Source organism: Asanoa iriomotensis (assembly GCF_016862515.1).
In the GTDB taxonomy this organism is placed as follows: domain Bacteria; phylum Actinomycetota; class Actinomycetes; order Mycobacteriales; family Micromonosporaceae; genus Asanoa; species Asanoa iriomotensis.
The window spans coordinates 1-23,903 of sequence record NZ_BONC01000090.1 but is presented as its reverse complement, the minus strand read 5'-3'; the positions used below and the strand labels follow the sequence as shown (position 1 = coordinate 23,903).

At 69.7% G+C, this 23,903-nt stretch carries 22 protein-coding genes; 15 read left to right on the top strand and 7 right to left on the bottom strand.

What is annotated here, in order from left to right; translation table 11 throughout:
- The coding region (locus Air01nite_RS36525; protein WP_203707973.1) for a sigma-70 family RNA polymerase sigma factor at nt 1-586 on the bottom strand (586 nt) is incomplete at its 3' end.
- 152 nt (nt 587-738) lie between these two features.
- Nucleotides 739-1,227, bottom strand: a complete 489-nt coding sequence (locus Air01nite_RS36520; protein WP_203707972.1) for a GNAT family N-acetyltransferase — start codon at nt 1,225-1,227, stop codon at nt 739-741.
- 97 nt (nt 1,228-1,324) lie between these two features.
- Between Air01nite_RS36520 and Air01nite_RS36515 the strand changes: the two genes are divergently transcribed.
- The 5 genes from Air01nite_RS36515 (at nt 1,325) to Air01nite_RS36495 (ending at nt 6,823) form a co-directional block, all read left to right on the top strand.
- Complete coding sequence (locus tag Air01nite_RS36515) at nt 1,325-3,256, top strand: ABC transporter ATP-binding protein (protein ID WP_239091220.1); 1,932 nt, start codon at nt 1,325-1,327, stop codon at nt 3,254-3,256.
- A 59-nt stretch (nt 3,257-3,315) separates the two neighbouring features.
- Complete coding sequence (locus tag Air01nite_RS36510) at nt 3,316-4,656, top strand: hemolysin family protein (RefSeq protein WP_203707970.1); 1,341 nt, start codon at nt 3,316-3,318, stop codon at nt 4,654-4,656.
- Nucleotides 4,653-5,714, top strand: a complete 1,062-nt coding sequence (locus tag Air01nite_RS36505; protein WP_203707969.1) for a hemolysin family protein — start codon at nt 4,653-4,655, stop codon at nt 5,712-5,714. Before Air01nite_RS36510 ends, Air01nite_RS36505 begins: the two co-directional genes overlap by 4 nt.
- Before the next feature lie 122 nt (nt 5,715-5,836).
- A complete protein-coding gene (locus Air01nite_RS36500) occupies nt 5,837-6,280 on the top strand; it encodes a hypothetical protein (RefSeq protein WP_203707968.1) in 444 nt (147 codons plus the stop codon).
- A 42-nt stretch (nt 6,281-6,322) separates the two neighbouring features.
- Nucleotides 6,323-6,823, top strand: coding sequence for a GNAT family N-acetyltransferase (locus tag Air01nite_RS36495; protein ID WP_239091221.1), 501 nt, complete (start codon nt 6,323-6,325; stop codon nt 6,821-6,823).
- A 165-nt stretch (nt 6,824-6,988) separates the two neighbouring features.
- Here Air01nite_RS36495 and Air01nite_RS36490 read toward each other — a convergent pair whose 3' ends face one another.
- Both Air01nite_RS36490 and Air01nite_RS36485 read right to left on the bottom strand, forming a co-directional pair.
- Nucleotides 6,989-8,314 (bottom strand): MFS transporter, encoded by a 1,326-nt coding sequence (locus tag Air01nite_RS36490; RefSeq protein WP_203707966.1) that lies wholly within the window; start codon nt 8,312-8,314, stop codon nt 6,989-6,991.
- A 73-nt stretch (nt 8,315-8,387) separates the two neighbouring features.
- A complete protein-coding gene (locus tag Air01nite_RS36485; RefSeq protein ID WP_203707965.1) occupies nt 8,388-9,374 on the bottom strand; it encodes an aldo/keto reductase in 987 nt (328 codons plus the stop codon).
- Nucleotides 9,375-9,472: 98 nt separating this feature from the next.
- On the opposite strand from Air01nite_RS36485, the gene Air01nite_RS36480 reads away from it, so the two are divergent.
- Both Air01nite_RS36480 and Air01nite_RS36475 read left to right on the top strand, forming a co-directional pair.
- Nucleotides 9,473-10,255 (top strand): PPOX class F420-dependent oxidoreductase, encoded by a 783-nt coding sequence (locus Air01nite_RS36480; RefSeq protein ID WP_203707964.1) that lies wholly within the window; start codon nt 9,473-9,475, stop codon nt 10,253-10,255.
- A 304-nt stretch (nt 10,256-10,559) separates the two neighbouring features.
- Entirely contained in the window at nt 10,560-11,708 is a 1,149-nt protein-coding gene (locus Air01nite_RS36475; protein WP_203707963.1) for a hypothetical protein, read from the top strand.
- Between the two features lie 96 nt (nt 11,709-11,804).
- Here Air01nite_RS36475 and Air01nite_RS36470 read toward each other — a convergent pair whose 3' ends face one another.
- Both Air01nite_RS36470 and Air01nite_RS36465 read right to left on the bottom strand, forming a co-directional pair.
- The gene (locus Air01nite_RS36470; RefSeq protein WP_239091219.1) at nt 11,805-12,188 is read right to left on the bottom strand and encodes a DoxX family protein; all 384 of its coding nucleotides are present in this window, start codon (nt 12,186-12,188) and stop codon (nt 11,805-11,807) included.
- 124 nt (nt 12,189-12,312) lie between these two features.
- Nucleotides 12,313-13,344, bottom strand: a complete 1,032-nt coding sequence (locus tag Air01nite_RS36465; protein WP_203707961.1) for a LacI family DNA-binding transcriptional regulator — start codon at nt 13,342-13,344, stop codon at nt 12,313-12,315.
- Between the two features lie 169 nt (nt 13,345-13,513).
- On the opposite strand from Air01nite_RS36465, the gene Air01nite_RS36460 reads away from it, so the two are divergent.
- The 8 genes from Air01nite_RS36460 (at nt 13,514) to Air01nite_RS36425 (ending at nt 22,753) form a co-directional block, all read left to right on the top strand.
- A complete protein-coding gene (locus Air01nite_RS36460) occupies nt 13,514-14,581 on the top strand; it encodes a Gfo/Idh/MocA family protein (RefSeq protein WP_203707960.1) in 1,068 nt (355 codons plus the stop codon).
- The gene (locus tag Air01nite_RS36455; protein WP_203707959.1) at nt 14,578-15,561 is read left to right on the top strand and encodes a Gfo/Idh/MocA family protein; all 984 of its coding nucleotides are present in this window, start codon (nt 14,578-14,580) and stop codon (nt 15,559-15,561) included. Before Air01nite_RS36460 ends, Air01nite_RS36455 begins: the two co-directional genes overlap by 4 nt.
- Complete coding sequence (locus Air01nite_RS36450; RefSeq protein WP_203707958.1) at nt 15,558-16,565, top strand: Gfo/Idh/MocA family protein; 1,008 nt, start codon at nt 15,558-15,560, stop codon at nt 16,563-16,565. Before Air01nite_RS36455 ends, Air01nite_RS36450 begins: the two co-directional genes overlap by 4 nt.
- Nucleotides 16,562-17,656, top strand: coding sequence for a Gfo/Idh/MocA family protein (locus tag Air01nite_RS36445; protein ID WP_203707957.1), 1,095 nt, complete (start codon nt 16,562-16,564; stop codon nt 17,654-17,656). The genes Air01nite_RS36450 and Air01nite_RS36445 overlap by 4 nt, the downstream gene beginning before the upstream one ends.
- Nucleotides 17,657-17,681: 25 nt before the next feature.
- Nucleotides 17,682-19,019, top strand: coding sequence for an extracellular solute-binding protein (locus Air01nite_RS36440; protein ID WP_203707956.1), 1,338 nt, complete (start codon nt 17,682-17,684; stop codon nt 19,017-19,019).
- Nucleotides 19,020-19,119: 100 nt separating this feature from the next.
- Complete coding sequence (locus tag Air01nite_RS36435; protein ID WP_373310558.1) at nt 19,120-19,965, top strand: carbohydrate ABC transporter permease; 846 nt, start codon at nt 19,120-19,122, stop codon at nt 19,963-19,965.
- A complete protein-coding gene (locus Air01nite_RS36430) occupies nt 19,962-20,777 on the top strand; it encodes a carbohydrate ABC transporter permease (RefSeq protein WP_203707954.1) in 816 nt (271 codons plus the stop codon). The genes Air01nite_RS36435 and Air01nite_RS36430 overlap by 4 nt, the downstream gene beginning before the upstream one ends.
- Nucleotides 20,774-22,753, top strand: coding sequence for a beta-galactosidase (locus tag Air01nite_RS36425; protein WP_203707953.1), 1,980 nt, complete (start codon nt 20,774-20,776; stop codon nt 22,751-22,753). Before Air01nite_RS36430 ends, Air01nite_RS36425 begins: the two co-directional genes overlap by 4 nt.
- Before the next feature lie 417 nt (nt 22,754-23,170).
- On the opposite strand, the gene Air01nite_RS36420 is transcribed toward Air01nite_RS36425, so the two are convergent.
- Nucleotides 23,171-23,903, bottom strand: a 733-nt coding sequence (locus tag Air01nite_RS36420; protein WP_203707952.1) for a hypothetical protein, incomplete at its 5' end; no start/stop codon positions are given.

Here is a 23,903-nt window from a genome sequence, read left to right as displayed (position 1 = left end):
CTTCCGAGCCGAGCAGGTCACCCAGCTCGGTGCCGCGCTCGCCGTCACCGGTCGGCGTCGACAACGAGACCGCGTTGTAGGCCCGGGCACCCTCCAGCCCCTCGAGAACCTCCTCCTCGGAGATCTTCAGGTGCAGGGCGATGTCGGCGACCGTCGGCGACCGGCCCAGCGACTGCAGCAGCGAGCTGTTGGCCTCGGAGATGGCCAGGCGCAGCTCCTGCAGCCGGCGCGGCACCCGGATGTCCCAGGTGCGGTCGCGGAAGTGGCGCTTCAGCTCACCGACGATCGTGGGGATCGCATAGCCGGCGAAGTCGACCCCACGAGACGGGTCGAACTTGTCGACGGCCTTGATCAGGCCGACGGCCGCGGTCTGCAGCAGGTCGTCGGTGGGTTCGCCGCGCCCGCCGTAGCGGTGGGCGAGGTGGTTGGCCAGGGGGAGCCAGGCCTCGATCGTGCGGTCCCGCAGTGCGGCGCGGGACGGGTGACCGGCAGGCATCGCGGCCAGCGCGGCCAGGAGCTCGGTCGCGCTCTCCGCCGGCACTGTTGCCGTGTCGGGAGTGGACTCGAAGACTGTCTGCGTCGACATGGTGGGCCTCCCAGGGCGTACCCGACAGCGATCTTTGCTATGGAGCACGGGTTAACCGATCGACGCTCACTCTAAGCCGCTTGGGAGGGAGAAGCTAGCCGAAAGTATGAGTCATCTTTCCTCCAAAAGGGACAGATGCCAATAAGTGCCGCCTAGAACTTTTGGTACATCACGTGCAGACCGACCAAACCACGCGTCCGATGGTCGAACGCTTCGGGGATCGTCGTCATGATCGTGAAGCCGAGCCGCTGCCACAGCCGCACCGCGACGACGTTGGTCTCGACCACGGCGTTGAACTGCATGCCGACATAGCCCTGAGCCCGGGCCCACGAGACCGCATAAGCGCCGAGCGCCGCCCCCACGCCGCGACCCTGGTGCGCCGGGTCGACCATGAAGCTCGCGGTCGCGATGTGGGACCCGCGCCCGGGCCGGTTGGGGCCCATCTTCGCCGAGCCGAGGATCTGCCCGTCCTCGGAGGTGGCCACGACGGTCGACCCCGGGGGCTCATCCATCCACAAGGAGCGCGCCGACTCCAGCGTGTGGTCGGCCGGATAGGCATAGGTCGCACCGCCGTCGACGATCGCGGCGAAGAAGGGATAGATGCGGGGCCAGTCGTCCGGCAGGGCGTCGCGAATTTCCACGCGCCGAGGCTAACTTCCGCGTGCGACTACCATGAATGAGGACCCGTGCGGGTCCTCAGCCATTCCAGACTGCCCCCCGTGGTCCGAGGAGCGGCCAGTGGCGATCGACGAGCGCAGCCGTGCCGACGCAGACCTGCCCGACGACGAAGACCTGCTTCCCGAGCTGGAAACCGCCGGCTGGCTCCACCACAGCGAGTCGTTCGCCGAAACCAGCTTCTGGGCCGTTGCCCGGCGCCTGCCCGCGATCGTCCGCGAGGCGGTCGCGCTGGCGTGGTCGGCCAACCGGCTCGACACCCTGGCCGCGATCGGCTTCAACGTCATCGCCGGCGTCGCTACCACGTTCGGTCTGCTCGCCACCAGCACGGTGCTGACCGAGTTGTTCGCGGCGGGCCCGACGCCGGACCGCGTCCGCGGCGCCCTCCCGGCGCTGATCGTCGCGGCGGTCGCCGTCTCGGTGCGGGGCGCGTTGACCATCGCGGCCGGCTGGGCGCAGGCCCGCATCGCGCCACAGATCAACTACGCGGTCGAGCTGCGGCTGTTCGGCGCGACCACCGCGGTCGGGCTGGCGGCCTTCGACGACTCCGGCTTCGCCGAGGAGATGGACCGCGCCAAGGACCGCGGCATGATCGAGGCGGCGTCGATCGTCAACTCCAGTGTGGACCTGTTGACCGGCCTCGTCCGGGTGGCCGCGACCGCGGCGGCGATCGCCGTGATCGAGCCGATCCTGTTGCCCTGCCTGATCATCGCCGCGATCCCGTCGGCGATCACCGCCGTGCGGATGGCCCGCCGCGAATATCTGGCGATGCTCGCCTGGATCGGGCGGCGGCGGAAGATGTGGCTGCTGGGCAGCATCATGGCCAACCGGCACACCGCCGCCGAGGTACGCAGCTACCAGATGCGCGACTTCCTGCTGGGTCGCTACTCACGGATCATGCGCAACCAGACCGCCGCCGAGATGCGTCTTGTCCGCGCGCAGACCGGCACCCGCACGGTCGGCGCGGCGGTCGGCGGGCTGGCCAGCCTCGCCCTGTATGGCGTGCTCGGCTGGCTGCTCGTCCAAGGCGCCATCCCGCTGGCCGCGGCCGCCACCGCGCTGCTCGCGCTGCAGGCCGCGCAGATGGGCCTCAACACGGCGATCTACGCGACCAACCGGCTCTACGAGGACGCGCTCTACTACGGCGACTTCCGGACGTTCGTCGACCGGGCCTGGGCACAGGCGCCCGAGCCGGGCGGCGAGCAGGTCACCGGCTTCGACGAGATCCGGCTCGACCGGGTCAGCCTGCGCTACCCCGACACCGACAACCCGGCCGTCGAGGAGGTGTCGCTGACCGTCCGCAAAGGACAGGTGATCGCGCTCGTCGGCGAGAACGGCTCCGGCAAGTCGAGCCTCGCGAAGCTGCTGGCCGGGCTCTACCAGCCGACCGCCGGCACGATCACCTGGAACGGGCTCGACGCCAGCCTGATCGACCCGGCCAGCCGGGCGGCGCACGTCGCGGTGATCACCCAGGACTGGTGGAAGTTCCCGTTCACCGCGCACCAGAACATCGCGGTCGGGCGTACCCACCGTGATGTCGGACCTTCGATCGTCGACGCGGCGAGCGCGGCCTCGGCACACGAGATGATCGAAAAACTGCCCAAGGGGTACGCGACACTGCTGAACCGGCAGTTCAAGGACGGACACGACCTGTCCGGCGGGCAGTGGCAGCGGCTCGTCGCGGCCCGTGGTTTCTACCGTGACGCCAGCCTGCTGATCTGCGACGAACCGTCGTCGGCGCTGGACGCGCGGGCGGAATATGCGATGTTCCAGCAGTTGCGCCGCCGGCCGGACCGCACGGTGGTGCTGATCACGCACCGGCTGGCCAACGTGCGGCACGCCGACCAGATCTACGTGTTGCACCACGGCCGCATCGTGCAGCACGGCAGTCACGAGGAGCTGGTCGCGGCCGGCGGGCTCTACCAGGAGCTGTTCCAACTGCAGGCCAGCGGGTACCTCGCCGGTTCCCAGCCAACGCACAGCGAACCTGGATAACCTCGTCAGGTGGACGAAGGTAGTAGTACCGAGCCGGTCTCGCACCGGCTCTTTCGATCATGTTGATTCTCGCGGGCCTCGCCCTCATCGTCGTTCTGACAGTGGCGACCGGCTTCTTCGTGGCCCAGGAGTTCGCTTACGTCGCCGTTGACCGGTCCAAGCTGCGTGCTGAGGCCGAGGCGGGTGATGCGGCCGCCGAGCGGGCGTTGCGCGTCACGTCCCGGCTGTCATTCATGCTCTCGGGCGCCCAGTTGGGCATCACCGTCACCGCCCTGCTCGCTGGTTACTTCGCCGAGCCGTACATCGGTGAAGGCGTGGCCGACCTGATCGGCCTGACCGGCGCCTCGGAGGCCGTCACCGCCACGATCTCGGTGATCATCGCGCTCTCGGTGGCGACCGTCATCCAGATGGTGGTCGGCGAGTTGGCGCCGAAGAACCTCGCGATCGCCAAGCCGGAAACGCTCGCCCGGGCCTTGTCCCGGTCGACACTGGCCTACCTCAAGATGGTCGGTCCGCTGATCAAGCTGTTCGACGCGACCTCCAACCGGCTGCTCCGCGCGGTCGGCATCGAGCCGGTCGAGGAGCTGCCGCAGGGCGCCACCACCGAGGACCTCGACCGGATCATCGAGAGCTCCCGCGAGTCGGGCGTGCTCGATGCGGACACCTCGCGGCTGTTGGACCGCGGCCTCGACTTCCGTACCCGCACGGCTGGCGACGCGATGATTCCGCGGGTCGACGTGGTCACGGTCAACGCCGACGACCCGGCGGTACGGGTGGTGCAATTGCTCGACCGGGGCCACACGCGGTTCCCGGTGCTCGGCACCGCGGTCGACGACGTGCGCGGGATCGTGGCCGTCGCCGACGTGGTCGAGGTCGACCCGGCCGACCGAGGCAAGGTGGAGGTCGGCACGCTCGCCGCACCGGCCCTGCTGGTCCCTGAGTCGCTGCCGCTGCCCGTGGTGCTGGAGCGCCTCCGCGCCGAGCACCGCCAGCTCGCCATAGTGATCGACGAGTACGGCGGCTTCGCCGGCGTGATCAGCCTCGAGGACATCGCGGAGGAGCTGGTCGGCGAGATCCACGACGAGGACGACCTGCCGGAGCCGGCCGCCCGCCGCCGCCCCGACGGCGCCTGGTCGCTGCCCGGCCGCTGGCGCCTCGACGAGGTGGCCGAGGCGACCGGGCTGGTGCTGCCGTCGTCGCCGAACTACGACACGCTCTCCGGTCTGGTGCTCCAGCGCCTGGGCCGGGTGCCGTCACCCGGCGACGAGGTCGTGGCCGACCTGCCGCCGGTGCTCACCCCCGAGGGCGAGCCGGTCTCGCCCGGCCAGGCCCGCCTGCGGGTCGAGTCGGTGCGCCGGCACGTGCCGGACGAGGTGTCGATGACGGTGGTGGGCGCATGAGTACCACCTGGTCATTGATCATTTCGGTGTTGCTGCTGGTGGCCAACGCGTTCTTCGTGGCCGCCGAGTTCGCGCTGGTCGCCTCCAAGCGGCACCGGCTCGAGCAGGCGGCCGCGGCCGGCAACAAGTCGGCCCGCTCGGCGATCGCCGGCGTACGCGAGCTGTCGCTCATGCTGGCCGGCGCCCAGCTCGGCATCACGCTGTCCACGCTGGCCCTCGGCGCGCTGGCCAAACCGACGGTCAGCCACCTGCTCCAGCCGGTCTTCGACGCGACGGGCCTGCCGTCCGGCATCTCGTACGTCTTCGCGTTCCTGCTCGCCGTGATCATCGTGAGCTTCCTGCACGTGGTGGTCGGCGAGATGGCACCGAAGTCGTGGGCGATCAGCCACCCGGAGACGTCGGCGCTGCTGCTGGCCCGGCCGTTCCGCGCGTTCACCTGGGTCTTCCGGCCCGCGCTGCTGGCGCTCAACGAGCTGGCCAACGCCTGCCTGCGGCTGGTCAAGGTGCATCCGCAGAACGAGCTGGCTCAGGTGCACGGCCCCGACGAGCTGCGATTGCTGCTCCAGTCGTCCCGCGAGCACGGCACGATCCAGGCAGGCGAACACGAGCTGTTGACGGCGATGCTCGCGGTGCAGAACACGACGGTGGCGCAGGTGATGACCCCGCTGGCGGAGGTCGTCTCGGTGCCGCCGGATGCGTCGGCCCGCGACGTCGAGCTGACTAGCCGGCGCACGGGCAGGTCGCGGTTGGCCGTGATCTCCACCGTGGGCCAGGTGCGCGGCTTCGTACATATCCGCGACGCGGTCCGGGCCACGACCTTCCCGGGCGCACCGCGTACCGCCGCGGATCTGATGTCATCGCCGTTGTCCCTGGGGGCAGGGCTACCGGTCGCCACCGCGGTGCGGATGATGCGGGAGCACCGGGCGCAGCTCGCGGTCGTCCTCTCCGACGACCACCGGGTTGTCGGCGTGGTCGCGCTGGAGGACATGCTCGAGGAGCTGATCGGCGAGTTCGACGACGAGACGGACCGGATCGTGCGCGCGGCCGGCCGGGGCTAGCTCTCGCCTGGACGACGTCCGGTCCGCAGGTGTGCGGTGTCGGCACATACCCGGGGTGCGGCCTCGGGTAGTGCCGCCACGCACATCGCGGAGCACGCGGGGGCCTGAAAGCGTGAGGTGCCGTGGCGACGGTTGCAGCGGGAGCGTTTCGGCGGACATCGCTGGAGCGATCGGATCAACGCATCGCGTGGGAGAGGGCAGACCAGGCCTTCTTCGCGGCCGGGGCGTGCCACATCCTCGCCTGGGCTTGCCGGGATACTTTCCCGGACCGGCCGATCAGGGTGACCGCGATGCGTTTGGCGGGCGAGCGACAGCTCTTCCACGTGTACGCGGCCTGCGACGGCTGGGCGTTCGACCACTCGGGCTGGAACGCGGAGCCGGAGTTGGTGGCGGCGAACGCGGCCTTCGAAGGCCGCGTGTTGGAGCGCGTCAGGGTCACCGTCGGTCTTCGTGCGTTCTGCGAGGCGAACCGCCACCGGATGCCGGACCAGTATTGGCGTGACCCGCTCCCCCGTGCGCGCGAGTATGTGAACCGCTACCTCCCACCGTGGGCAACGATGGCGTAATCGGCTTGTGCGTGGTGTCGCAGCGCTGCTTCGCTGTTGCGCGTGACCGAGCTTCGAACGCCGCGATTGTGGTTGCACGCCATCGACGCGGCAGAGGGTGAACGCATCGTCGGGCGGCGCGCCGCCGTCGGGGACGCCTGGGCTGACGACTTTCCGTTCGACGGCGACGTCATCGGTGTGACGGCCTTTCTCCGGGCCACCGCGATCCACGGCGACCAGCGCCCGTTCGGTCACTACCGGATCACCCGAGCCTCTGACGGGAAGGCCATCGGCGGCATCGGCTTCAAGGGCCAGCCGCACGTCGGGTGTGTCGAGGTCGGCTACGGCCTTGCCCCGTCAGCCCGCGGTCACGGCTACGCGACGGAGGCACTTCTCGCCCTGCTGAACATCGCGGCGGAGCAAGGTCTGTCGCGAGTTGTCGCCGACACCACCAGCGACAACGTCGCATCCCAACGCACCCTCGAACGCGCCGGTTTCCGCCAAGTGCGCACCAACGGCGACGTCCACGTGTACGAGCTGCTTCTCGACACCGAGACCCAGTAGCGGTCCTCAACGTTCGAAGGCACGCGGATCCGCCATACGCGTGTCCAGGTCCGCAGCCGGGCCAACGCCTTCTGCGCGAATCGGTCGAAACCCCGACGCCAGACCCTCGTCCAGATCCACAACCAAGCCGACACGAGCGGGATCACCCCGGATGGGGCCAGCGGGTCAAACTGTTTGCGCCTTTGCTCCTTCCGTTACGGGGTCGGGCGCGGCTGGGGCGTCCGCTGCGGTGGGTGGTGGTGTGCGGCCGTCCTGTTCGGCGGTGATCACCTTGCGTAGGGACGCCGCCAGTAGGGCTGCCGTTAGGCAGCCCGCCACTGTGAGGGCTAGCCAGATCGTGCTGTGGCCTCCGCCGATCAGCGGAGCCGCGGTGATCGGGCCCACGATGCCGCTGATGCCCCAGACCATCGAGCCCAGCGCGTTGAACCGGCCGCGTAGCTCTTCGGTGGCCAGTGCGTTGAGCAGCGTCGGGTTGATCGGCGACAGCAGCGTCTCGCCCGCCGCGAACACGGCGGCGCAGGCGATGACCGCCACCGCCGACAGGGCCGCGTTGCGGCCGTCGATCGCGCCCGCCACGCCGAGGATCAGCCAGGAGGCAGCCATGATCACGCCGACCACGGACAGCAGGACCGTCCGGCTGCGGCCCTGGATGATCCGCACCACGAATAGTTGGGCCAGCACGATGACCAAGGTGTTGGCCGTGAAGGCGTAAGCCACGGTCTGCGGCCCGACGTGGGCCACGTCGATCGAGAACGCGGTGAAGCCCACCTCGATCTGTGCGTAGCCGCTGATCGTCAGCACCACGCTGAACGCCAGCAGGCGACGGAAGCCTCGGTGGGCGAAGACCTCCCGGTAGCCGGGCTCGCGCACCCGCGTCGCGGCCGGGTCGTCGGGTGCGGCGCGGGCCAGCCGCCGCCCCACACCGGGCATGGTCAGCAGGTTGACGAACGGCACCAGATAGAGCGCCGCGTCGATCAGGTAGATGATCTGGAAGGTGCCGGGGCGGTCCAGGTCGACGATCGCGCCGGCGATCACCGTGCCCGTGCCGATCCCTAGGTTGAGCAGGGCGAAGTTGAGGCCGAACGTCTTCTGCCGTTCTAGGCCGTCGGTCACCGACGAAAGAATCGTCGTGTTCGCCGCCCAGATCACGCCGCCGCCGGCGCCGATGAGCGTGACCGACAGGAACGCCTGCCAGTGCGTGTGCGCGAAGCCCACGCTGCCCACCCCGACCGCCTCGACCAGCAGCATCGGCAGGACGATCCGGCGCGCGCCGTAGCGGTCGACCGCCCAGCCGCCCACCGGCCCGATCGCCAGCGCGCACACCGCCATCCAGGCGATGATCAGGCCCGCCGTGCCGGCCGGCACGTCCCTGACCTTCGTCAGGTAGATGAACATGAACGGCAACGTCAAGCCACGGCCGGTGGCCGAGAACAAGGTCGCGGCCAGCAACCGACGCGCCTCAGGCCGATGGGGAAGGACATCACCGAGCATGGGGCTCATCATTGCGAGCGGGTACGACAACTCGCCTCGGATTTACGCTGAGCAATCACAAGGCGACGACCGGTCAGAGTCTGGTCAGCTTCTGCATCGCCTCGCCGTAACGGGCACCGGCCACGCCGAGCCGAGTCGCCGCATCGTCGAGCGCGGCGACATCGGCGCTCGACAGCTCGATCCGGGTCGCACCGATGTTCTCGTCGAGGCGTTCCAGCCGCCGGGTGCCGGGTATCGGCACGAGCGCGGGCCGCCGGGCGAGCAGCCACGCGAGGGCAACCTGCGCCGGCGTCGCCTCCCGCGTCGCGGCCACCCGCCTGACCAGGTCGACGAGGGCTTCGTTGGCGGTCCGGTTCTCCGCCGTGAAGCGCGGGATCGTGGTCCGGATGTCGTCCGCTGTGAACTCGGTCGTGGTGCCGACCGTGCCGGTGAGGAAACCTCTGCCCAACGGGCTGAAGGGCACCAGACCGATGCCGAGCTCGTCGAGCGTCGGCAGGATCTCGGACTCGATGCCGCGGGTCCACAGCGAGTACTCGCTCTGCAACGCGGTGACGGGATGGACCGCGTGGGCGCGCCGGATGGTGCCGGCGCCCGCCTCGGACAGCCCGAAGTGGCCGACCTTTCCCTCCGCCACCAGCTCGGCGACGGTGCCGGCGACGTCTTCGACGGGCACGGCGGGATCGACCCGGTGCTGGTAGAACAGGTCGATCCGGTCGGTACGAAGGCGCCGCAGCGAGGCGTCGGCGACCCGGCGGATCTGCTCGGGTCGGCTGTCCAAGCCGACGGACTGGCGGTCCTGGATGTCCCACCCGAACTTGGTGGCGATCACGACCTGGTCGCGCACCGGCCCGAGCGCCTCACCGAGGAGCTCCTCGTTGACATACGGGCCATAGACCTCGGCTGTGTCGAAGAGCGTGACGCCGCGCTCGACCGCGCCGCGCAGCACGCCGATCATGTCGTCGCGGCCACCGGGGTTCGGCCCGTAGCCCTCGCTCATGCCCATGCAACCCAGGCCTAGCGCGGACACCTCCAGGCCCTGCCCGAGCGTACGAAGCTGCATTGCTGCCTCCCCAGATCGGCACCGACATCGAGTAGATCCGATCACACGTGCGGCCGTCACACACGTACGCGCTGCGCCGTCCCCGGGGTATGAGCAGAATGATTCGGGCCATCACCGTCGTCCTCGCGCTGCTGACCCTGACCGCGGGTTTCTGGGGGCTGTGCGCGCCGGGCTCTTTCGCATCGTTCGTGAACTTCCCGCCGAGCGAGCATTTCGTGCACGACGCGGGGGCGTTCCAGCTCGGCCTCGGGGCCGCGCTGCTGCTCGCGGTCGTCTGGGCCGACGGATTCACGGTGGGCCTGGGCGGATACCTGGTCGGCAGCGTGGCGCACACGGCGTCGCACATCGCCGACCGGAACATCGGCGGCGCTACCGGTCAAACCGCGCTGATCGCCGTTTCCGCCGCGCTGGCCGCGGTCGCCCTGCTGGAACGGTGGCGCCAGTTGGGCTGGGTCCTGGGCCACGTCGACGGCGCGGCGACGCCGGACTGGGCACACTTCACCCGGCAGAAGACGGTCGCGCTCACGACGTTCCGCCGGGACGGCACGCCGGTCGCGACGCCGGTCAGCATCGTGGTGGCCGGCGACCGTGCCTACGTGCGCAGCTACCAGAAGGCCTGGAAGACCCGTCGCATCCGCAACAACCCGGCCGTCACGGTCGCGCCGTCGACCGCCCGTGGCACGCCGACCGGCCCGGAGCTGCACGCCGTCGCCCGCAAGCTGAGTGGCGTGGAGCACGCGGCGGCCGCCCGTGCCCTGCGCGCCAAGTACCCGCTGCTGCACGGAGTCGTCGTGCCGCTGACACACCGGCTCGGCCGAAACACGACGGGACACACAGTCCACTTCGAACTCGTGCCGCGCGTACGCAAGGAGTCCACTTAGGAGTAGGGACAGGACGGGGCGGCGCCCATTCGCAGGGAGCCGCCCCAGAGGTCCAGGTGGACTACTTCTTCTTTTTCTTGTCCTTCTTCTTGTCCTTCTTGGACTTCTTCGCCATGACCATCAGCCTCCCTCTGCGTGAGCGGTCCGCACGTTCGGGCCGGGTGCCCTCACACTAGATGAAATCCGAATGTCCAGCTAGCAAACGGCCGTTTAACCCACGTCACCTTCAGGCGGTCGAAGCCGGCCACCGGCCGTCCGAACGGGGTGATCACATTGATCCTGGGCAGCCGTATCTTCGGTGACCGTGATCGACAAACGGGGTCGCCGGGCTGTCCTGGCGGTAGTCGCAACTCTTCTGCTCGGCACGGCGGCGTGCGCCACCTCGCCGTCCGCTGCCAGTTCCACGCCCACCGCGAGCGTGTCGCCCAGCCCGGACAAGGCCGCGCCGGAAGCCGCCGCCAAGGCGGGGATCGATGCCATCCTCGAGGCGCAGAGCGCCGCTCTGCTCACGGGCGACCTGGCCGCCTTCCTGGCACCTGCCGCCGGTTATCCCGCGGTCGAGAAGGTGCTCAAGCAGCGATTCACGGCGTTGCGCGCCCTGCGGGTCGCCGACGTCAAGCAGAGCATCGCCATCGGGCCGTCGCCGGGCGGTGCACCGGAACGGTGGAACACCGACATCTCCATGACGTACTGCGTCGGCGCTCCCGGCTGCGGAAAGCTCGGTCCGCTGACATCGACGACGTTTTTGCGTACGCCCGCCGGGTTCCGCATCATCGACATCGAGCAGACCAGCGACGGGCCGCGGCCGTGGGAGGTCAGCCCGCTCGTCGTCCGGTTCGGGAAGCGCGTCGTCGTCGCGGCGACGAAGCCGTACGCCAAGGATCTGCCGACCGCCCTGCGCCTGGCCGAGGATGCGGCCAAGGTGGCCGACCGCTTCTCGCTCGGTGAGACCAAGCCACACAGGTACGTCGTCTATCTCGCCGGCAAGAAGGAGTGGACGAGGTACCAGAACACCTTCGACGACTCGTACATCGGATTCGCCGTGCCTCGCCGGGTCGAAGGCAGTGACCTGGTGCTGCGGATGGGCGTCTCACCGATCGGCCAGACCGCCACGCTGCTCCGGCACGAGATGACCCACGTGGCCTCGGGGGCGAACGCCGCGCTCACCGACTTCGACGGCTCGGCGTGGTGGCTGAGCGAGGGCCTGGCGGAGCTGGCGGGCGCGAACGGGGCTTCGGTCGGGAGCTATCCGCGACGGTACGAGGTGCGCCGCTTCTTGAACAGATCGAGCTACGACGGCGACCTGGCCACGGCGTACCCGCGCGACAACAGCGACGACGAAGAGATCAGCGCCAGGTACGGTCTGGCCTACTACGCCGCCCGCTGCATCGACGAGAAGTACGGCGCAAGAAGCTGCTGGCGCTCGTCGACGCCGTGGTCCGCAACGATGTGAGCGGCGCCGATGCCGCTCCGGCCGCGCTGGGCGCGAGCTGGAAAACCGTCCAGTCGACCTGTCTCACGTACACCCGGCGCGCGGTGGGCCTTTGACCTATCGGAAGACCTCGCCGGCGGCGGGTCGCGGTTGTCCGGCGGCCGGTCGGCGGGCGTAGGCGAGCAACGCGGCCACCGCCAGGTACGCGACGGGCACGAGCGGTGAGACGCCAAGGACCGCGACGTTGGTGACGGCCGCGCCGGCGAGCAGCCCCGTCAGGCCGAGCGCCGCGGCGAACGCCAGGCGCGGGATCACGAGGCCCACCGCGCCGGTCAGTTCGAGGGAGCCGACCAAGTACCGGAACCACTGGCCGGCGCCGATGTCCGCGAAGAGGTCGACCATCGCCGGGTCGCCGAACAGCTTCGCCAGGCCTCCGCCGCCGATGGCCAGGGCCAACAACACCTGCGGAATCCATACGAGACGCCGCCATCTGCCGCTCATCCGCTCCTCCTCAGTCATGGACACCCGTGACGTCGGAGCGGCCCAGCCAGTCCGGACAAGCTGGTCGGCGCCTGGGCCCGCCGCAGCCCGGCCTCAGTTATGAAACAGGGCCTACGGCCGTGAGTTAGCGACTGGCCGGGCGCGGGGTCGAGTCGCGGATGATCACTTCCGTCGGCAGGACGATGCGGCGCGTGGTCAAGGGCTCGTCGCCGAGCATCGCGAACAGCATGTGGGCCGCGGCGTGACCCGTTTCCTGCAGCGGCATGCGGACCGTCGTCAGCGCCGGCTGCGTATGAGCCGCCAGCGACCTGTCGTCGAAGCCGCTGATGGCCACGTCGCCTGGGACCGACAGGCCCACCGTCCGGGTGGCGTCCAGGACCCCGGCCGCGATCGTGTCCGAGGCGCAGACGATCGCGTCCGGGCGGTTCGGGCCCCGGAGCAGGTCGAGGGCCGTCGCCGTGGCCGCCGCCGTGTCGAACGGGACCGAGATCTCCCGGGCGCCGGGGATGCCCGCCGCCTTCACCGCTGACCAGAAGCCCGACGAGCGCAGCTTGCAGGCCGACACGTGTGCCGGGCCGTTGATCAACGCCAGCGAGCGGCGGCCGCCGTCGATCATGAGTTGGGTCAGCTCTGTCGCGGCCGTGTCGTGGGTGCAGTCCACCCAGCCCACGCCCGGCAGCTTGCTGCGGTGGCCGATCAGCACCGTCGGCGCGCCCAGGCCCACCAGCTGTTTGATGATCGGGTCGCGGGCGCCCGCCGCCGGCAGGACGACGCCGTCGACCCGGCGGCGGCTCACCGTGTCCAGCACGTGCGCCGACTTCTGCCCGGACATCGTCAGCAGCAGCAGGTCATAGCCCGCCCGCTCGGCCGCGTCGCCCAGCGCGCCCAGTAACGCCGGATAGACCGGGTGCAGCACGACCTCTGACGCGTGCAGCGGGAACAGCACGCCGAGCGTGCGGCTGCGGCCGGTCGAGAGCTGGCGGGCCGTCGGGTCGACGCGGAAGCCGTGTTCCGCGATGATCTCCGAGATCCGGTCGCGGGTCGCGGCGCCCACGCCGGGCTGGCCGTTCATCGCCCGCGAGACCGTGCCGGCGGACACGCCCGCGAGCGCGGCGATGTCGCGGATGGTGAGTCTGTCGTTCTTCGCGGCGGTCACGCCGGCCTCCAAGATCTACGCAACCGGTTGCGCTGTTGCGGCGCAACGCTACCAGGCCGCCGTCAGAAATCTTCTCGTAACCTCTTGTGCCCATCGAACCCTCGGGCCCAAGATAACGCAACCGGTTGCGTAAACCGGTTGCGTACCGACCGGGCAAGGGAGAAAGTCTGTGTCTGACCTGGGCATCGGCATCGTCGGCCTGCACAACCACTACCACGCCTATCCGTTCGCCGACTATCTGCGCCGCGGGCTGCCCGGGCTGCGTCTGGTCGGCGTCGCCGACGAGCGCGCCGACCTGGCCAAGGAGTTCGCCGCCGACTACACCGACGGCGTCTGGACCACCGACTACGCCGACCTGATCAACCGCGACGACGTCGACGCGGTGATCGTCACGTCCTACACCTCCGCCCACGCCGACCATGTCGATCTGGCGAAAACAGCCGGCAAGCCCGTGCTGCTCGACAAGCCGATCGCCACCACGATGGCCGACGCCCGCCGCATCGTCGACGCGTCCGAGCGCGTCCCGGTCATGATGGCCTACCTGCTGCGCTACCTGCCGGTCTACCGCCAGACGCTGGACGCGGTGCGCGCGGGCGCGGTCGGCGACCTCGTCTCCGGCTTCTATTCGATCCGCTTTCCCGTCGGCGCGATCACCGACTCGCCCAAAACAAAAAGCCAGGGTTGGTACGCCGACCCGGTGCGCGGCGGAGGCGGCGGCTTCCTGGACCACGGCGTCCATTTCACCGACTTCTTCCGCTGGTTCTTCCAGGCCGACGCCGTCAACGTGACAGGCCAGATCGGCACGCTGACCTACAAAGAGCTGGGCGTCGAGGACTACGGCATCGCCACGTACACATTGGACAACGGCGCCATCGTGACGGTGGAAAGCACCTGGCATGCGGCCGACTACTTCGGCCCGCTCGCGTCGCCCGACCACGCCGAGCTGTCCGGCACCCGCGGCGAGATCGCGCTGCACTACCAGAAGAGCCCCCAAACGGAGATCCAGGGAACAGATCAGCCCTGGGTCGGCCGCCGCTACATCGACCTCGTCGGCGAGGAACGCTACGAGGCCTGCTACCGCGACCTCCTGCTCGCCTTCCGCGACTGGGTCAACGGCGGCGACCAGGGAGACATCCCCACTGCGTACGACGGCCTCAAGGCACTCGAAATGATCATCGGGGCCTACCAGGCCGCCGAGACCGGCACCCGCGTCACGTTCCCCCTGGAGACCCGATGACCGTCAACGTCGCCGTCGTCGGCACCGGCCGCATCGCCCGCGTCCACGCCGAGGCTTACCGGCAGGTCGCCGGCGCCCGCCTGACCACCTGCACCGACCCGAACCAGGCGGCGGCGGAAGCCTTCGCCAAGGACTACGGTCTCACGATCGCCGACGACCTCGACGCCGTCCTGACCGACGACAGCGTCGACGCGGTCCTGCTCGCCTCGCCCAACGCGCTCCACGCCGACCAGACCATCCAGGCACTCCGGGCCGGCAAGCACGTCTTCTGCCAGAAGCCGATCAGCCTGACCCTGGCCGACGCGGACCGGGTGGTCGAGGCCGCCGCCAACAGCGACCGAATCCTCCAGCACGGTTTCATGCTGCGGTTCACCCCGCCCCTGCCCAACCTCAAGCACCGCATCGCCGGCGGCGAGTTGGGAGAGCCGATCGCGGCACGGGCAGCCGTCTTCGGCTGGGAGCCGACCAACGACTGGTTCTACGACCCGGCACAGGGCGGCGGCGTCATCCTCGACACGCTCGTGCACTTCGGCGACCTCGTGCAGTGGCTCTTCGGCCCGGCGACCACGGTCTACACGGCCGGCGGCGCCTACGTGCTCGAGGGCGCCAAGCGCTACCGCAGCCCGGACAACGCGACCGTGACGGTCACACACGAAACCGGCGTCGTGACCAGCATGTACGTCACCTGGACGGCCGGACACGGCAATTTCACCATCGAGACGTACGGCAGCGGCGGCGGCGCGGCCGTCGACCTGGTGCACGCCCAGGCGATGCGCACCTTCGAGAAGTCGGGCGGATGGGCATATCCGGACCTCGTCTGGGAGTACGGCTACCGCGGCGAGCAGCAGTACTTCGCCGACCGCATCAACGGGCGCGTCGACGGCACCCAGGCGGCGACGCCCCGCCAGGCCCGCGACGCCCTCGCCCTGGTGCTGGCCGCCCAGCGCTCCCTCGACGAGGGCACGGCGGTAAAGCCGTGATCGGCGTCAGCGTCATCGGCGCCGGCTTCTGGGCGCGGCAGATGCACCTGCCCGCGCTCGCCCAGCTTCCCGGCGTGCGGATCACCAGCGTGGTCGCCACAAGCCCGGAGTCCGCCCAGCGGGCCGCCGCGCCCTACGACGAAGCACAAGCCCTCACCGACATCGCCGAAGCCGCCGCCGACCCGGACACCCACGTGCTCGACATCGTGGCACCGCCCGACGTCCATCTCCCCGCGGTGGAGATCGCGGCCGCGCACGGCAAGCACGCCATCTGCATCAAGCCGCTGGCACGCGACCTCGACGAGGCCGACCGGATGCTCGAAGCCGTGGACGAGGCCGGCACCCGCCTGTTCTACGCGGAGAACGTGCCGTTCATCCCGGCCCTCCAGGAGGCGCGGCAACTCGTCGACGCCGGCGACATCGGCACGGTCTTCCGCGTCAAGGCCTGCGAGGGCATCGGCGAGCCGCACTCCCCGTGGTTCTTCGACCCCGACCGCTCCGGCGGCGGCGCGATTCTCGACATGGCCGTACACAGCCTGGAGTTCTGTCGTTTCTTCGCGAAGGCACCAATCACCGCCGTGTACGCCGAGGCCGGCACGTTCGTCCACCACGACAGGACGACGGCCGAGGACACCGCCGTGCTCACGCTGAGATTCGCCAACGGCGTCATCGGCCAGTGCGAGGACAGTTGGAGCCTCCAGGGCGCGATGGACTCCCGGTTCGAGGTCTTCGGCACCGAGGGCCGGATCCTCGTCGACAACCTCCACCGGCAGCCCCTCCAGGTCGTCAACGCGCGCGCCGGCTGGTCGTACCCGATGCCGATCGCGGGCCTGGTCGCCGACGGACATCTCGCGATGCTCGGACATTTCCTCGACTGCCTCCGCAGCGGAGCGCCGTCGCTCAGCGACGGCCACGTCGGCCGTGACGTGCTCGCCGTGGTCGACGCGGCCTACCGATCCGTGGCCAGCGGCCGCCGGGAAGAGATCAAGGAGACGACTCGATGACCGACCTGCGGATCGGCATGATCAGCTGGGCACACGTACACGCGGAGTTCCGGGCGAAGGCCATCGCCGAGATCCCCGGAGCGCGCGTGGTCGCGATCGCCGACGACGACGCCGCACGGGGGCGGGCCGCGGCGGCGCGGCACGGCGTCGACACGTTCGTCGACGACTGGCGCGACCTGGTCGCCCGCGACGACCTCGACATCGTGATGGTGCACTCCGAGAACAGCCGCCACGCGGAGCAGGTGGTCGCCGCGGCCGAGGCCGGCAAGCACGTGTTCTGCGAGAAGCCGATCGCCACGACGGTCGCCGACGCGACCGCGATGGCCGAGGCCGTCCGCCGGAATGGCGTCGACGGCACCGCGGCCTTCGTCAGCCGCTTCTCCAAGGAAGCCGACCGGGCCAAGAAGATCGTCGACTCCGGCGTGCTCGGCCGGGTGCTGCTCACCCGCGGCTTCATCGGCCTGGCCGGCATCGCGGAGATCGGCTGCCCGCCGGACATGACGGCCTGGATGTCCGATCCGGTGCTCGGCGGCGGCGGTGCCTGGATCGACGAGGGTTCCCACGGCATCGACCTGCTGCGCTGGCTGGTCGGTGACATCACCGAGGTGTCGGCGTTCACCGCCAACCGCCACAAGCCCGACCTCGACGGCGAGGACATCGCGGTAGCGCTGCTGCGGTACGCCGACGGCGGTCTCGGCGAGATCGGCACCGTCTGGAGCCTGTCCGCCGACATCGGGATGCGCAACAACCTGGAGATCTACGGCACGGACGGCACGCTCGTCATGCGGGCGACCGATCCGTTCCCGCGGGTCGAGGTCTACCGGTCGGGCGACGACCCGCTCTACCGGGGCTGGACGACACCGCATATCGAACCGGACGCCGCGGAGCCCCACGACTACGGCTCCTGGCCGCCGCACACCCACCACTACAAGCGCGAGGTCGCGTCCTACATCCACCGGGCGCGGGCGGGCCTGCGCCCGTTCGGACCCACCCTCGACGACGGCGTGGCCTGCCTGCGGGTGATCGCAGCGGGCTACGAGTCGGCGGCCAAGGGCGGCGGACCCGTAGAAGCCTTGATCACAAAACGCTAGCTTGGCCCCGGAAGGAGATTCGGATATGGCAAGACCACAGCGGCGCTGGTGCCGATTCGCGATCGCCCTGGTCGTCGCGTCGTCGGTCGCCGCGTGTAGTGGGGGCGGTGACGGCGGGTCGGGCGGCTCCGGCGACCCGAACGCCGCTCCGGCCAGCGCCGGCGGTCCGATGGGCCGCTTCCCTGACGACAAGCTCGTGCTGTCCCGCTGGGCCGGGGATCCCTGGACCAGCGGGCAGAAGGACGCGGCGGCCGAGTGGGCGAAGGCCACCGGCGGTTCGCTCGACATCGACGCCGTTCCCTACGAGAACCTCCACGACAAGCAGGCGCTGACGCTCGCGGGCGCCGGCGGGTACGACATCCTTTACGTGCACCCGAGTTGGTTCGGTGAGTTCGCCAAGGCCGGCTACCTCGCACCGATCGACGACAAGCTGGCCGACGCCAAGCGCAACCCCGGCGGGTTCTCGGCCGACTCCTACCTTCCCAACGTGCTGGAGCAGGGCAAGTACGACGGCAAGCAGTACTGCCTGCCCGATTTCGTGTCGACCACCGTCCTCGCGTACCGCAAGGACGTGTTCGAGAAGAACAACCTGAAGCCGCCGACGACGCTCGACGAGGTCGCCGCCGCGGCGGCCACGCTGAACGGCAAGGACGGCATGGCCGGCATCGCGTTGCCGGGCAAGCGCGGCGGCGCGGTCGCCGACGTGATGGGCTCGCTGCTCACCGCGCAGGGCAACTGGTGGTTCGGCCCGGACGGCAAGACCACCCTCGACAAGAACGCCGCCGCCACGGCGGTCAGCTTCTACGTCAAGGCGGCCAAGAACGCGCCCAGTGGAGTGCTCAACTTCCACGTCGACGAGGCGTCGACCGCGGCAGCGCAGGGCAAGGCCGCGATGATCATCAGCACCACGCCGTCGCTGCAGGCCCTGGAGGACCCGGCGAAGTCCTCGACGGCCGGCAAGTGGGGCTACGCGCCGCTCGCTTTCACCGCCGACAAGCCGGCCGGCGAGCTCATCTACTGGAACTGGTGCATCTCCGCCAAGTCGGATCAGCAGGATGCCGCGTACTCGTTCCTCCAGTGGTACACCAGCGGCGAACAGCAGGCGAAGGTCGCGATCGCGGCGGCCACCGGCGGTGCGACCAAGGACTTCTACACCAACCCGGACGTGGCGGCGAAGCTGCCGTTCCTCGACGCGATGAACAAGGCCCTGACCACTTCCAACCCGCAGCCGAGCGTGGCGGCCTGGCCGAAGGCCCAGGACCAGATCGAGCTGGCGGTGCAGGAGGCGATCCAGGGCAACAAGTCTCCCGAGCAGGCCGCTGACGCGATGTACCAGGCGGTGTCCGCGGCATTAGGTGGGTGATCGACGGGTGGAAACCCTGACGCGGCCCGGGCCGGTGGACACGCCGGTCCGGGCCGGGCCACGGCGCCGCGGACGGCAGGGCCGCCGGCTCGGGTACGGCATGCTCACGCCGTCGCTCGTCGTGCTGGCCGTGCTGATCATCCTGCCGCTGGCGTACTCGCTGGTGCTGTCGCTCTTCTCCTGGAAGCTGACCGACCTCAACCTGCCGAAACCGTTCGTCGGGGTCGACAACTACACGCGGATCCTGCACGACCCGACCGTCGGCCGGGCGCTGGTCAACACCGTGATCTACGTGGTCGGCGCGATCAGCGTCGAGTTGGTGCTGGGTTTCGTGGTCGCGGCGGCGCTGTTCGAGATGACCAAGGGCCGGAAGCTGGCCAACGCGCTCATCCTGCTACCGATGATCATCGCGCCGGTGGTCACGGCGCTGCTCTGGCGCTACCTGCTCGATCCCCAGTTCGGCCTGGTCACCCAGCTGTCCAGCGCGGTTGGGCTGCCGAGCGGCATCGGCTGGTTCGGCTCGTCGGGTCTGGCCCTGCCGGCCCTGATCGCGGTCGACGTCTGGCAATGGACGCCGTTCGTCGTGCTGGTCATGCACGCCGGCATGTTGTCGATCAGCGAGGAGCAGTTCGAGGCGGCTCGGGTCGACGGCGCCGGCCAGCTCCGGATCCTGCGCAGCATCGTGCTGCCGGCGATCGTGCCGCAGATCCTGTTGATCCTGCTGTTCCGCACGATGGACACCTACCGGATCTTCGACACGGTCTTCGTGCTCACCAAGGGCGGGCCGGGGCTGTCCACGGAGACGATCGGCCTCTACACGTACCGCACGGGCTTCTCTTACTTCGACATGGGGTACGCGATGGCGCTGAGCGTCTTCATCCTCCTCACCGTCCTGGTCGTCTCGGCGTTCTACATCCGGCTGCTGCGCCGGCGGGAGGCGCTGTGAAGCGGTGGACCGTCGCCAGCTACACGATCGTCGTGGTGTTCCTGCTCGGCGTGCTGGTGCCGATCGCGGCCGTGGTGGTCAACTCGCTCAAGGTGCCGGCCGACATCTTCACGCCGACGCTGAAGCTGGCCTTCACGCCCACGCTGTCGAACTACGCGAAGGTGCTCGGCGACCTGCACTTCCAGTCGTTCCTGACGAACAGCACGCTGGTGGCGCTCGGCAGCACGGCGCTGTCCCTGGCGGTCGGAGTGCCGGCGGCGTACGCGCTGGCCCGCCTGCCGATCCGCGGCCGCGAGTTCTGGGCGGGCGGCATCCTGTTCACCCGCATGGTGCCGGCGGTGGCCCTCGTCGTCCCGATGTACGTCATCTTCCAGCGGGCCTCGCTGCTGGGCACCTACTTCGCGCTGATCGCCGCACACACCACCTTCAACCTGCCGATCGTCATCTGGATGATGCGGTCGTTCTTCGAGGAGCTGCCGCCCGACCTCGAAGAGGCCGCGCTGGTCGACGGATCGGGCCGGTTCGGGGCGTTCTGGCGCGTGGCCGTGCCGCTGACCGCGCCCGGCCTCGCCGCGACCGCCGTGCTCTGCCTCTTGTTCTCCTGGAACGAGTTCCTGTTCGCCCTCGTCCTCTCGGGCCGTGACACACAGACGGTGCCGATCGGTGTAGCGAGCTTCATCGGCACCGTGTCCGTCGACTGGGGCGGCAGCTCGGCCGCGGCGGTGCTCGCGCTGATCCCGGTGTTCGTCCTCGGCCTTGCGGCGCAACGGTTCCTGGTGCGCGGCCTCACGTTTGGAGCGGTGAAGGGATGATCGTCGGGGCTCAGTACTACCGGCCACCGAACCCGCCGCGGGACGACTGGGAACGCGATCTCGCCCGGATGCGTTCCGCCGGTTTCGACACCGTCAAGCTTTGGGCCTGCTGGTCGTGGATGCAGCCCACCCCTGACGCGATCGACTTCGCCGACCTCGACGCGCTCTTCGACCTGGCGCACCAGCAGGGGCTCGGCGTGGTCGTCAACACGATCCTGGAGAACGCGCCCTATTGGCTGGCTGCGCGGCATCCCGCAGCGCGCTATCACGATCAAGACCAGCGTCCGGTACGGCTGACCGCCGCAATGAACACGCCTGGGGGCGGGTGGCCGGGGCTCTGCTTCGACAATCCATCGGTGTGGTCGGCGGCGTCGGCGTTTCTCACCGCTGTCGTGGAACGCTATCGCACGCATCCCGCCCTGCGGGTGTGGGACGTGTGGAACGAGCCGCATCTGGAGCCCGCGTCGTACTTTCCGGATCGGCTCTACTGTTACTGCGATGCCTCGGTTTCGGGGTTCGTCGCGGGTCTACGGTCGTCTTACGGCTCGCTGTCTGGGCTGAATGCTGCCTGGTCGCGTCGATTCTCGACCTGGGACCAGGTGGGGCCGCCACGGGTGTTCGAGGCGGTGCCGGACATGGTTGATTGGCGCTCGCACTGGTTCCGCAATCTTGCGTCGTGGCTCGATCGGCGGTGCGCGGTGGTCCGTGCGGCCGATCCCGCGCATCCGGTGATGACGCACGTGGCGCTGAGCGGGTTCACGGGTCAGCTCGCGACGCACACGCTCGACGAGTTCACGCTGACGTCCCCTGTGGACCTTTTCGGCACGTCGAGCTTTCCCACGTGGCTGATGGCCGATGACCACGTCGAGCATCTGTTCAACCTGGACACTGCCCGTGGTGCCGCCGACGGGAAGCCGTTCTGGCAGGCGGAGCTGCAGGGTGGGCGGGGCCGGCGTTATGGCCGCGAGAGCACGCCGCATCCCGCGCCGTCGACGGTGGCGCTGTGGATGTGGAACGCGCTGGCGGCGGGTGCGTCCGGGGTGGTGTTCTGGCAGTGGCGGCCGGAGCTGCTCGGTCCGGAGGCGCCTGGTTATGGCTTGTGCACGCCGGACGGCAGCGTGACCGCGCGGGTGGCGGCGGCGTCGGAGTTCGGGGCCGCGGTCCGGTCGCTGGAGGGCGCGGTCGCCGAGCCCGGGTCGGTCGGGCTGCTGGTCTCGCGCGAGTCTGCGCTGCACGCGTTCGCGACGGACCGCTCGATGTCGCTCTACACGGACGCGGTGCTGGGTGCTTACCGGTTGCTGCTGGACGCGGACCTGCCGGTCGAGATCCTGCACGCGGACCGGGTGGCTGCCGCCGGGGTGCCTGGGCATGTGGGATCGGTCTATTGGCCGATGCCGTCAGTGGCTGGTGCGTCGCTGTCCTCCGCCTTGTCGAGTTTCGTCCATCGTGGCGGGACGCTGGTGGCGGAGGCGGCGCCGGGCGAATACGACGACCTGGGCCGGCGCCGGGCGGCGGTCCCTGGCGCGGGGCTGGAGACGTTGTTCGGGGCGCGGCAGGTCGACGCCGACATCCTCGCCGAGCCTGTTGAAGTGGGCGGCCTGATCGGGCACTGGCAGCTTGAGACGCTGGCCGTGTCCGACGGGTCGGTGGTTGCTGCGTTCCCCGACGGCACGCCGGGCATCGTGCGCAAGGGCGGCGCTGTGCTCGTGGCCACGTACCCGTCGCTCAGCTACGCGGCCACCGGCGACGCCGAGACGCGGGCGGCGGTGGTCGGGCTGCTCGCACCGGACCAGGCCCGCGCCCTCACCTGGAACCTGCCCGGCCCGGGCTTGCTGCACCGGGTCCTGACGAAGCCGGACGGCCAGCGCGTGGTGGTGGCGGTCAACTGGACCAACACGGACCAGAAGGCCATCGTGGCGGACGCGAGCGTCAACGTGCCGGCCCGCTCCGGAGCGTTCTTCCCGCTGCCTGGTTAGCCACCGGGACGTGGTCGCGTCATCTGCAAGGTCCAGGGGTCATAGGGCCGCCCAGATCTGCGCGGAGGCCGCCTCCTCGTGGTCCGAGAGTAGGCCAGGGCGGGCTTCCCGGTGGGGGAACCGTTGTACACGAGCACCGCGCCCGCGCCCACACCGCCCTTGACCGCCGCCGGCCAGAAACTCGCCAGAACCAGCGAGGAGAACGCGTCCCCGGCAGCCCAGGAGCAGGTCAGGACAGGCTTCGGGTTGGCGGAGCCCTGGCCGCGAGCACCGCTCCCGCGCCCGCACCGCCCCTTTACCGCTGCCGGGCCCGCGCCGAATCCGCCGACCCGGCGGCTTCCCGCGGCGAGCACCTTCACCTGCACGCGGTCAGAAGGGTGGCGCGTTGGCCCGTCGGGCTGGGCCGACGGCGATTTACTAGGAGACCATGCTCCGGATCTCGGATATTCCGCAGCCGTAGTCGTCGTCATCGTCGGTCAGGCCGTGGCAGTGGAAGGGGTGGGTCGCCGACTGGGGCGGGGAGATCGTGATCGACCGTGCCCCGCCAGGGACGTTGAACGTTTCGCCCTGGTTGCCGAGTTGTAGGACCACGTCTTGTCTGGCCTCGCCGTACTCGACCGTTACCACCAGCTTGCCTGCGTAGTCGGACTCGCCGCCGAGTAGGTGGGCTATCAGGACGCCGCCTTCGCCTGGGGCCAGGCTGAAGGAGAAGGCCTGGCCCGGTAGGAGGGCCTCGCCGTTGCGTTTGTCGACCTCGATGCGGCCGCCTTCCGTTAGGTGGACGAAGGCCTCGACCGTGTCGTCGTTGCCGGCGCTTGCGCACTCGAACCAGATCACCGGGCGTGGGGTGCTGCTGGTCAACTCCTCTACCCGCAGGTTCGCGAGATGCAGGATGGCGCCGGTCGTGCCGGCATTGCGCATGGTGACCATGTTGGACTGGCTGGCGATGCTGTGGCGTTCGAGCCAGGCCATGTCGTCGTCGTCGCAGAAGCCGTACGAGCCCGGGTCGCCCGGGAAGGTCGTGAGGTCGACGTCGGGCGGCAGGGCGAACAGGCCCGTGTTGTCGCCCGGGAAGAAGTCCGACGACTGGCGGAAGTAGTCGACTCCCTCGACCGCCGGTGGCGTCACGCTGTTGATGCAGGTGACGCTG